The organism is Shewanella sp. 125m-1 (assembly GCF_052977065.1).
Map to the genome: position 1 here is coordinate 17,564 of NZ_JBRILT010000057.1, position 11,009 is coordinate 28,572.

Genomic DNA, 11,009 nt, shown 5'->3' on the forward strand with positions numbered 1-11,009 from the left:
TGGCAGTGGATAGATGCAGCTTGAAACTAATAGAGAACGGCGCTTATGCGCCGTTTTTACGTTGAGCTGCTAGCAACCATCATGCATGGTTTCATACTTGGGCGTGCTAGTGGCCGTTGCTTGTTGGTATCTAAAGTAGCAAAGGTCGTCACTGACCTTGCCATCATCATCGTCATCGTAGCCAATGTAGGTAAGGTTAACACCTTGCTCCTCGATAACAAAAACAGCGTCGAGATCGAGCCTATTAGCGAGATCGGTATTATCCAAATAGCCTGAAAGTAGGCGCGTTTCAAAGCTACCGTTGCCATCAAGATCGATATCGATAATATCATTGCGGGAGCTATGTGGTTTAGTTGCCGTGCCAGGAATTTGCGACTTAGCATAGACCAATTGATTGGCGGTCTTACTACTGGCTTCAATTTGGTTAATCGATTCAGCTCTTGCTTCGCTAGAGAGTCCGATAAATTTAGGCGCGGCAACAATCGCTAAAATGCCCAGAATGATGATAACCACAACCAGTTCAATGAGTGTAAATCCATTTTTCTGCTTATGTTTTATCATTGAATTTTCTTTCTAATTGCCACGGCAATCGCGATAAGAAAGCTTACTATTAACACTGGCCATTGGCCAACAGTGGTAAATAGTGTGTGGCCTTTCATTAGCACAATATCTGCAACCAGCACTCCGGCTTCAAATTGCGGTAGCTGGTGGGTGATATTGCCCTTTTCATCGACGACAGCAGTAACACCGTTGTTGGTTGCGCGCACTAATGGTCGACCTAGCTCTACCGAGCGCATCTGCGCGATTTCCATATGCTGCAGCGGGCCGTTTGAGCTACCAAACCACGCATCATTGGATACCGTCATCAGTAAGTCGGTATTGTCATTCATATTGGCACGCAGCTGTTCAGGGAAGGCAATTTCATAGCAGATGGCGGGTGATATCTGGTGGCCGACGGCATTGAGATTTGGCTGCATAAAATCGCCTCTGGCAAAGGAGGACATCGGCAGATTAAAAAATGGCGCGAGTGGCCGTAATAGCGATTCAAACGGCACAAATTCACCTATAGGCAGGAGATGATGCTTCTTAAATTCGTTACTGCCGTTACCTAAGTAATCAGCCTCTGATTGCTGTTTGTGATTGTAATTGCCAAGGACTATTAGTGAGTTATAAAAAGAATCCTCTCTATGGCTAATAATACCTGTGATGATGGCGGTATTATTTAAGTTAGCGACTTTATTAGCGTTATAAAGAAAGTCCTTCACCATATATTCTGGTGCAGGGATCGCCGCTTCGGGCCAGATAATTAAATCGGCTGATAACTCAGGTCGCGATAGATCCATATATTTGAGCATGGTTGGCCATAGGGCATCAGGTTCCCACTTCATGCTTTGTGGGATATTCCCTTGAACTAATGCAACTTTGATGGATTCGCCATTAGGCTTAACGTGTGAGGTCATCGGTGCAATAAAGACGAGCATTGTAAGCACGGGAAGCGTGATTGCGAGACTTTGCCAGCGCTTAACGGCTAACAGCGCCAAAGCGCCCGCGAGCATAGCGATAATAAAGCTTAGCCCTAAGGTGCCAAACATTGAGGCGATAGGCTTGAGCGGACCTTCTGTTTGACTGTATCCCGCCCATAACCATGGAAAGCCTGTTAATACCCAGCCTCGTGCCCATTCGGTAATGGTCCAGAGCGCAGGGAACACAAGTAGGTTACGTAACAGCGATGTCTTTGGTGTCAGCTTTTGCAGTAAGCAACCAGCAAGTGCAGGATAAAGTGCCAGATATAAGGCAAGTAGTGCCATTAAAGCGATGGAGGCGATAAGCGGCATACCGCCATAGATATCCATGCTGACATGGACCCAGCTGATCCCCACAGAGAAGCAGCCAAAGCCAAAACTCAGCCAATAGCGAAAAGCTTGCTTAGGGGTTAAGTCTGCACTTTGATGCACAATGTAGGCCATCGCAACTAGATAGATTGGCCAGATAGAGTAGGGAGCAAAGGAGAGCGCCGTAGTGGCGCCAGCCGCATAGGCTAGCACCATTTTCGAACGCGAATGATGGGCTAATGCCCGAAGTTTATTCAGCATATAGCCTCATCATTGGGTCGTGATAACGGAGTTAGTTGCTAGGCAACCGTCTAATCATTGCTATGATTGTTATCTGCAAATTTTACTCTAAGTTGAATTAAGCGACGGGTGTCGGCATTAACAACTTTAAATTCAATATTCTGGATCATGACTTTTTCGTCACGCTCAGGTAAGTGGCCAAAGGCATGAGATACCATACCACCGACTGTATCGAACTCTTCGTCGCTGAACTCTGTACCAAATGTTGAATTGAAATCATCAATTGGAGTGAGCGCTTTTACCATGAAGACTTGCTTCGCGATCTGCTTGATCTCAGTCTCTTCAGCTGAGTCATGATCAAATTCATCTTCAATTTCACCAACGATCTCTTCGAGAATATCTTCAATTGTTACAAGTCCAGATACTCCACCATACTCATCGACAACAATCGCCATATGGTAACGTTGAGAGCGGAACTCTTTTAGTAAGACATCAACACGCTTACTCTCAGGAACAACAACTGCAGGTCGAATTACTTGGCGTAATTCAAATGGATGCTCATTGTTTTTAAAGCCATACTGAATCAAGTCTTTCGCAAGCAAAATGCCTTCGATATGATCTTTATCTTCATTGACTACGGGAAAACGGGAGTGTGCTGAACTGATCACGGTAGAAAGTACATCTTCTACTGAATCATTTATTTGGATAGCTACAATCTGTGCACGTGGGATCATAATATCCCTTACACGTAGATCGGATACTTCTAAGACACCTTTAATCATTTCGCGAGTGTCTTCGCTGATTACTTCACGCATCTCTGCATCGTGAATTACGCCAACTAGGTCTTCGCGATTTTGCGGTTCGCCCTGGAACAACTGACTTACTTTCTCTAACCAGCCCTTCTTGTGGGCGTTAGTACTCGGTGGGATATCGTCACTCATAGTGTTTTCTTGACTCAGGTGAGCCAATTATTGCTCCTCATAAGGATTAGTATAACCAAGGCTTTCAATGAGTTGGGTCTCTAATGACTCCATCTCTTCAGCCTCAGAGTCTTCAATATGATCATACCCTAGCAGATGGAGACAACCATGTACAACCATGTGTGCCCAATGTGCGATTAGTGGTTTATTTTGATCAATTGCTTCTTGCTCTACTACCGCCGCACAAATCACTAAATCACCTAATAATGGTAGCTCAATGCCCGGTGGTGCTTCAAAGGGAAAAGACAATACATTTGTCGGCTTGTCTTTTCCACGATAAGTGTTATTCAACTCTTGGCTTTCTTCAACGTCGACGATACGAATCGTTAATTCTGCCTCATCCATAGTATCTCTGAGTGCAGTTTTGACCCAAAGTTCCAGTTCAGCTTGTGTTGGTAGTTGAAAACCTTCAACAGCAATTTGAACATCAAGATCGATAACCGTTTGATTATCACTCATGGTTAGCAGTTTCCTGTAATTGGTATTGGCTATCTTTATTGCCTTTACTCGATTGTGCTTTTAACTCGAAAGCTTCATAGGCTTCAACAATGCGCGCAACCACGGGGTGGCGTACAACATCTTTTGCTTGGAAGAAGTTAAAACTAATTTCATCGACCTCACCGAGCACTTCAATTGAGTGGCGCAGGCCAGACTTTTGATGCTTAGGTAAATCAATTTGTGTAATGTCGCCAGTGATCACTGCTCGTGAGTTAAAACCAATACGGGTTAAGAACATTTTCATCTGTTCAACCGTGGTATTTTGGCTTTCATCGAGAATAATAAACGCATCATTTAATGTGCGGCCGCGCATATAGGCAAGCGGCGCGACTTCAATCACGTTGCGCTCGATTAAACGCTCGACTTTCTCAAAGCCCATCATCTCAAATAGCGCATCATAAAGCGGACGCAGATAAGGGTCTACTTTTTGACTTAAGTCACCGGGTAAGAAACCCAATTTTTCACCAGCTTCAACAGCCGGGCGAGTGAGTAAAATTCGACGAACTTCTTGGCGCTCTAATGCATCAACTGCGGCTGCAACGGCAAGGTAGGTTTTACCTGTGCCAGCGGGACCAATACCAAAAGTTATATCATGAGTGACGATGTTGCGCACATAGTCACTTTGGTTTGGATTGCGGGGTTTAATCACGCCACGCTTGGTCTTGATAAAAAGCTCACTGTCATCGCGAGGCGCTTCCATCTCAAGGGCTATCGCTTCTTGAATCGCAATATGTACTGCATCGGGCTCTAAATCAGGTGTGCTGCCTTTAAGTGGCTGCGTTTCGATATAGAGATTTCTGAGTAGATTATTAGCAGTTAAGCAGTTACGCGGCGTACCAACAATTTGAAAGTGATTGTTGCGGTAGCTAATTTCAACGCCAATGCGGCGCTCTAACTGCTTGATGTTGTCATCAAATGGGCCGCAAAGTGAAGCTAGTCTACGGGTTTCCGCTGGCTCTAAATATAGGTTGAGCGTAGTTAACTTGTTTGACAAAAATTCACTCCATTTATCGACGTCGGGTTTTCGCTAATAATGCTAGTTTACGAGGCATATTCAATAATTGCGAATGGTATTTTTTAAAGGCAATTAAGAAGAAAAAAGCGGCATCTCAGGATGCCGCCTTTTGCGTATTCTAGTTTGGGTATTGTTAGTTTAAGCAGGCTTAAACTGGGTAACCCCTAAATCATCATCTTGCTTATACTTTGCAGTGATGTCTGATGGGCGCAGATCACGACGTAGATCCATTTCATCTTCACCGCGGATAAACACACCGCGTAAAGAGTTGGTATACACGTCTACAATCTCTACGTCGACAAATTTACCGATATGTTTATGCATACCTTCAAAGTTCACTACACGGCTGTTTTCAGTTCGACCGCGAAGCTCCATTGGATTTTTAACCGATGGACCTTCAACCAAGATACGTTGCACAGTGCCTACCATATGGCGGCTATAGCGCATTGCTTGCTGGGTGATGCGATCTTGCAAAATGGCCAGACGTTCTTTTTTCTCATCTAGGCTAACATCATCTGGAAGATCTGCTGCCGGCGTGCCAGGGCGCGCACTGTAGATAAAACTAAAGCTATGGTCGAATTGGATCTCTTCAATTAGCTTCATTGTGTCAGCAAAATCTTGCTTCGATTCACCAGGGAAACCAATGATAAAATCTGAGCTGATTAGAATATCAGGACGCGCTTTACGTAAACGGCGGATAATCGACTTATATTCGATTGCCATATGGCCGCGTTTCATTTGCGTTAGGATCAAGTCAGAACCTGATTGCACTGGTAAATGTAAGAAACTCACCAATTCAGGGGTGTCTTCATACACATCAATAATGTCTTGCGTAAACTCAATCGGGTGACTAGTGGTAAAGCGTAGACGGTCGATGCCATCAATTGCTGCCACGTAACGTAAAAGCTCTGCAAAAGTACAGATTTCATCATCGTGGGTTGCGCCACGATAAGCATTTACGTTTTGACCTAATAAGTTTACTTCACGCACGCCTTGTTCAGCCAACTGGGCGATTTCAAGAATGATATCGTCAAGTGGTCGGCTAACTTCTTCACCACGTGTATAAGGCACAACACAGAAAGAGCAGTACTTGCTGCAACCTTCCATAATTGACACGAATGCACTTGGACCATCAGCGCGAGGCTCTGGTAGACGGTCAAACTTCTCAATTTCAGGGAAGCTAACGTCGATTACCGCTTTCTTTCCGTCTTTGATTTGATCAATCATTTCAGGCAGGCGGTGTAAGGTTTGTGGACCAAAAATAAGGTCAACACACTGCGCACGCTCTTTAATTGCTTTACCTTCTTGTGAGGCAACACAACCACCAACGCCAATAATTAGGCCTGGCTTCTTATCTTTTAATGTTTTCCAGCGCCCTAGCTGATGAAAAACCTTTTCCTGTGCTTTTTCACGAATAGAGCAAGTGTTCAGCAGCAGCACGTCAGCTTCTTCAGCATTGTCTGTTAGTGTATAACCTTCGTATTCGTCAAGAAGATCAGCCATCTTAGAAGAGTCATACTCATTCATTTGACAGCCCCAAGTTTTAATATGGAGTTTTTTACTCATCAGTCTGTATCACTCTAGAAGCACCGAAAAAATAGCGCGACATTTTAACGCCTAAGTTAGCCTGTGGCTAGCATTTAGCCGTTAATAAAGTGAATTTATTCAGCCGATTTTAATACTCCTGAATTTAATACGGTTTTATTTGGTTGTTCAGCTTTCGCAACTTGGCTGCTAATAAAGCCTTGCTCCTTAGCCATCTGCATGATGTTCGACTTGGCTTGCTGTTGGATTTCTACCCGCACTTGCTGGTTGAAATCTTGCAACATATCACTCGTGTATTGATACATGGCGTATTCAAATGGAGTTCGGTAAGTGACAGTGATGTGCTCGATCTGATTTTGACTGTCGTTGGCATAACTTATCGAGGGCGCTACTAACGCTGCTGATAGTATAGCGTAGGCAATGACTTTCATATTATCCTCACTCATTTCTCTATGGATATATCCATTAGATAACTTGAGTGTATGGCATGGTTTGCAGCTAAGCCCGACGGTTTGTAAGCAGGTGTGAGTAAAAGCCAGTTCAGACACATTTATACACGTTAGACCCATATTTGACATCAAATGACATATTTTGTAGCGCTTAGCGGTCAAATTTTACTTGATGAAGCACGGGGATGAGCAATTCAAGGCAGGGATAATCTGATGGGCATCAAATAGTGCAAACTTTCTTGTATAAAGCGCTAATGTCGATGCTTTTTAGGTGTAAACTCGGTAGCGAAAAATGAGTTTAGTTGTCAGGAGACAAAGCGGTGGAACAGACAAGTACTGAAAGCAATCTATATGATGCAGTTGTTGTGGGGGGCGGAATGGTCGGCGCCGCGACAGCGATTGGTCTTGGTCAACTTGGATTAAAGGTTGCGATAGTCGAAGCGTTTGCTCCTAAAGCCTATGACAGTGAGCAGCCATTAGATTTACGGGTTTCTGCGATCAGTGCCGCGTCTGAAGTATTGCTTGAACGCTTAGGTGCTCTGTCAGGTTTAGACTCCATGCGTAAGGTAGCCTATAAAGGTCTAGAAACGTGGGAGCTAGATGGCTGTATTACGCGTTTCCACAGTGACCAAATTGGCTCACCTCATTTAGGCCATATTATCGAAAATCGCCTGATCCAATTAGCACTTTGGCAGCGCATGGAGCAGCTAGATAATATCACGCTACATTGTCCAACCAAGATTGCGATGCTTTCTCGGACACCAGCTCAAGATTTGATAGCGCTTAAACTCGATAATGGTGATTCATTGACGACACGTTTACTGATTGGCGCTGATGGTGCCAACTCTATGGTGCGCCAATGGGCCAATATTGGAATCACTGGCTGGGATTATGCGCAGTCAGCGATGCTGATTAATATTGAAACCGCGGCTAAACAACAAGATGTCACCTGGCAGCAGTTTACGCCAAGTGGTCCACGTTCATTATTGCCATTACCCGGCAATAATGCTTCATTAGTTTGGTATGACGACGCGAATAAAATAGCTCAGCTCTCTCAGCTCAATAATTTAGCCTTAAAAGCACAAATCGTTCAGTACTTCCCTGCGCGTTTAGACCGCGATTTTAACGTGGTTAATAAGGCAAGTTTTAAGCTGACTCGCCGCCATGCACAAGTTTACTACCGAGATAACTTAGTGATCCTCGGTGATGCCGCGCACACGATTAACCCACTGGCAGGGCAGGGAGTTAATCTAGGTTTTAAAGATGTTGATGCCTTAATCAATACTATTGCTAGCCATTTAGAGGATGAGAAAGGCTGGTGGCACAGTAAGGTGTTAGAAAAATATCAACAATGCCGCTATCGAGATAATTTGTTGATGATGTCGACCATGGATCTGTTCTATGCAAGCTTTAGTAACGACATCTTGCCATTAAAACTTCTGCGTAATGGTGCACTGAAACTGGCCAATATCGACGGCCCAATTAAGAAGCAGGTACTTAAATACGCAATGGGGTTTTAATTATAAAATGGTTGTCTCGACTAATTTGACACCATAGTCGTTAGCATAAGCATAAGATGAAAACCGAATATTACCTATTCGGTTTTTTTGTCGATTTCCATTGTTTTTTTTCTAGGCCCTTTCGAAAAATGCATCATATTTGGGGGCAAATAGAGCCTGAGCTCGGCATCATGTTTAAACGATATTGGCGTATAATTTGTTGGCAGGCTATTTGAGTGCTAAAATGCCGCGTTTTTAATTTTGTTGTTGGTGTGTTTTATCGACGGCAAAACATAAATTAGGCAAATACAGACTGGGTACTATGAGCAATATTAAACTGATAGTTGGGCTTGCAAACCCCGGCGCGCAGTACGAACGGACTCGTCATAATGCTGGCGCGTGGTACGTTGAAGAACTCGCTAGAGTCTGTGGTGCCACATTAACATTAGACAGTAAATACTTCGGCATGACAGCGAGAGCTACCTTGCATGGCAAAGATGTTCGTCTGTTGATCCCGACAACCTTTATGAATTTAAGTGGTAAGTCGGTAGGCGCGTTAGCGAACTTTTTTCGCATCGCACCTGAAGAGATATTAGTTGCACACGATGAGCTTGATATGCCGCCGGGTGTAGCGAAATTTAAGTTGGGTGGTGGTCACGGTGGCCATAATGGTCTTAAAGATATCATTGCAAAATTAGCAAATGATAAAGGCTTCTACCGCTTACGTATTGGCATTGGTCATCCTGGTGATAAGAGTCAGGTGAGCAATTATGTGCTGAGTAAGGCCTCTCCAACGGATCAAGAACTGATGGACGCTGCAATTGATGAAGCGGTACGTTCGACAGAAGTCTTGTTCAACCAAGATATGGCAAAGGCGATGCATAGACTGCATTCTTTTAAAGCATAAACAAGTGCTTGGAGCATTGCTTCAAGTCATTCATTGATATTAAAGGTAACAATATGGGTTTCAAATGTGGCATCGTAGGCCTGCCAAACGTTGGTAAATCAACACTTTTCAACGCACTAACAAAAGCTGGCATCGAAGCGTCAAACTTCCCGTTCTGTACAATTGAGCCTAATACAGGTGTTGTTCCTGTACCTGATTCACGTCTAGACGCATTAGCTGCCATTGTTAAGCCTGAGCGTGTATTGGCAACAACAATGGAGTTTGTTGATATTGCAGGTCTAGTTGCTGGTGCTTCGAAAGGTGAAGGTCTAGGTAACAAGTTCCTAGCTAACATCCGTGAAACTGATGCAATTGGTCACGTTGTTCGTTGTTTTGAAGATGACAACATTGTTCACGTAGCGAATAAAGTTGACCCTGCGAGCGACATAGAAGTGATTAACACTGAGCTTGCACTTGCGGATCTTGATTCGTGCGAGCGTGCGATTACTCGTCAAGCTAAGCGCGCAAAGGGCGGCGACACTGAAGCTAAGTTTGAAGTGGCAGTGCTTGAAAAAATGCGCCCAGTACTGGACGAAGGCAAAATGCTACGTTCAATGGATTTAAGTAAAGAAGAGTTAGCCGCGATTGGCTACCTAAACTTCCTGACACTTAAGCCTACTATGTACATTGCTAACGTAGCTGAAGATGGTTTTGAAAATAACCCACATTTAGATATTGTGAAAGCCATTGCTGCTGAAGAAAACGCAGTGGTTGTTGCAGTATGTGCGGCGATTGAGTCTGAGCTTGCAGAGATGGATGCTGAAGACCGTAATGAATTTATGGCTGATCTTGGCCTCGAAGAGCCTGGTCTTGACCGTGTTATTCGTGCTGGTTATGAGCTACTAAATCTACAAACTTATTTTACAGCTGGTGTAAAAGAAGTTCGTGCTTGGACTGTGCGTGTCGGTGCAAGTGCTCCGCAAGCTGCTGGCGTTATCCATACAGATTTTGAGCGTGGATTTATTCGTGCACAAGTTATGGCTTATGACGATTTCATTACTTACAAAGGTGAAGCTGGCGCGAAAGAAGCGGGCAAGCTACGTGTTGAAGGTAAAACCTATACCGTTAAAGATGGCGATGTGATGCATTTCCTATTTAACGTATAAGGGAATCGCTTGATACTAGAGCTCTTTACTAGAGCTTTTAACTAAAGCTTTTTACTAAAATATGCAAACGGCGGCTAATAATTTAGCCGCCGTTTTTTTTGCCTACAGGTTTTGCTTACTATAAATACTATCAGGTCTATAACCTTTTCTTTTTAGCTCAGCGTCGACTCTAATAATGTAGCGTTGAGCAGGCTTATACACGTTCGATGTGGATTATTACGAGTGCAGAGGCTCTATTACTTTAAAGACACTCGATAGCTCAATGTAATTTTAATCAATTTAGTTGTTAAGTTAGGTGTCGTTAAGTTTAAAAAGCACTCATTGAGTAAGCTTAGGTATAGCTATTGAGTGATGACAGTGGCAAAGAAAGACGGTTTTTTACCGAAAACCAGTGAACAGCATTCCTCAAAGTATTAAGTTTTCTCTCTCGATAGGCCCTTTTTTGCATATCTGTTGCTCAGTTTGGTGAAGTTATCGCCGAACAATGCTTTTTCGGTAAATTTGCGAAAAAAAGCAGTTGACCTGATTCACCTGAATAAGCATAATACGCCCCGTTCCCCAGACAGGGGGACGAAAAGAAACGATGGCAATGTAGCTCAGTTGGTTAGAGCACAGCACTCATAATGCTGGGGTCGCAGGTTCAAATCCCGCCATTGCTACCATCTTCCTCTACTAACTTAGTTAGTGAGGTATCTTCTCAGGATATAAAATATTGAGTATCTTATCTAGATGCAAAACTTGATGTTGTGTAAGAATAGTGGGTGTTGATATTAGACAGGCCTAGTTCGAACGCCATCTTAATCAAGATGTAAAAACAGATGTAGTGCGGGAGTGGTGGAATTGGTAGACACGCCAGATTTAGGTTCTGGTGCCGCAAGGTGTGAGAGTTCAAGTCTCTC

The 11,009-nt window shown here is 43.8% G+C and carries 10 protein-coding genes and 1 tRNA gene; 4 read left to right on the plus strand and 7 right to left on the minus strand.

The window, feature by feature from the left end; translation table 11 throughout:
• Window positions 1-69 precede the first annotated feature (69 nt).
• The 7 genes from ACVBIK_RS18645 to ACVBIK_RS18675 all read right to left on the minus strand — a co-directional run bounded on the left by ACVBIK_RS18645 (window position 70) and on the right by ACVBIK_RS18675 (window position 6,556).
• The gene (locus ACVBIK_RS18645; protein WP_447162504.1) at window positions 70-561 is read right to left on the minus strand and encodes a type II secretion system protein; all 492 of its coding nucleotides are present in this window, start codon (window positions 559-561) and stop codon (window positions 70-72) included.
• Window positions 558-2,093, minus strand: a complete 1,536-nt coding sequence (gene lnt / locus ACVBIK_RS18650) for an apolipoprotein N-acyltransferase (protein WP_447170250.1) — start codon at window positions 2,091-2,093, stop codon at window positions 558-560. The genes ACVBIK_RS18645 and lnt overlap by 4 nt, the downstream gene beginning before the upstream one ends.
• 50 nt (window positions 2,094-2,143) lie before the next feature.
• Window positions 2,144-3,013, minus strand: a complete 870-nt coding sequence (gene corC, locus ACVBIK_RS18655; protein WP_447162506.1) for a CNNM family magnesium/cobalt transport protein CorC — start codon at window positions 3,011-3,013, stop codon at window positions 2,144-2,146.
• 27 nt (window positions 3,014-3,040) lie between these two features.
• Entirely contained in the window at window positions 3,041-3,511 is a 471-nt protein-coding gene (ybeY, locus tag ACVBIK_RS18660) for an rRNA maturation RNase YbeY (RefSeq protein WP_442529483.1), read from the minus strand.
• Window positions 3,504-4,544, minus strand: a complete 1,041-nt coding sequence (locus tag ACVBIK_RS18665; RefSeq protein WP_447162507.1) for a PhoH family protein — start codon at window positions 4,542-4,544, stop codon at window positions 3,504-3,506. Before ACVBIK_RS18665 ends, ybeY begins: the two co-directional genes overlap by 8 nt.
• A gap of 159 nt (window positions 4,545-4,703) precedes the next feature.
• A complete protein-coding gene (gene miaB / locus ACVBIK_RS18670) occupies window positions 4,704-6,131 on the minus strand; it encodes a tRNA (N6-isopentenyl adenosine(37)-C2)-methylthiotransferase MiaB (protein WP_447162508.1) in 1,428 nt (475 codons plus the stop codon).
• Window positions 6,132-6,226: 95 nt separating this feature from the next.
• The gene (locus ACVBIK_RS18675) at window positions 6,227-6,556 is read right to left on the minus strand and encodes a hypothetical protein (protein WP_447162509.1); all 330 of its coding nucleotides are present in this window, start codon (window positions 6,554-6,556) and stop codon (window positions 6,227-6,229) included.
• 323 nt (window positions 6,557-6,879) lie between these two features.
• Here ACVBIK_RS18675 and ACVBIK_RS18680 point away from each other — a divergent pair, with 323 nt between their 5' ends.
• The 4 genes from ACVBIK_RS18680 to ACVBIK_RS18695 all read left to right on the plus strand — a co-directional run bounded on the left by ACVBIK_RS18680 (window position 6,880) and on the right by ACVBIK_RS18695 (window position 10,772).
• Window positions 6,880-8,079 carry an FAD-dependent monooxygenase gene (locus ACVBIK_RS18680; protein ID WP_447170251.1) on the plus strand — a complete coding sequence of 400 codons (1,200 nt, stop codon included), beginning with the start codon at window positions 6,880-6,882 and terminating at the stop codon, window positions 8,077-8,079.
• 301 nt (window positions 8,080-8,380) lie between these two features.
• The gene (pth, locus tag ACVBIK_RS18685) at window positions 8,381-8,965 is read left to right on the plus strand and encodes an aminoacyl-tRNA hydrolase (RefSeq protein WP_447162511.1); all 585 of its coding nucleotides are present in this window, start codon (window positions 8,381-8,383) and stop codon (window positions 8,963-8,965) included.
• A gap of 53 nt (window positions 8,966-9,018) precedes the next feature.
• Window positions 9,019-10,110, plus strand: coding sequence for a redox-regulated ATPase YchF (gene ychF, locus ACVBIK_RS18690; RefSeq protein ID WP_447162512.1), 1,092 nt, complete (start codon window positions 9,019-9,021; stop codon window positions 10,108-10,110).
• A 585-nt stretch (window positions 10,111-10,695) separates the two neighbouring features.
• Window positions 10,696-10,772, plus strand: a tRNA-Met gene (locus tag ACVBIK_RS18695).
• The last annotated feature ends 237 nt before the right edge of the window (window positions 10,773-11,009 follow it).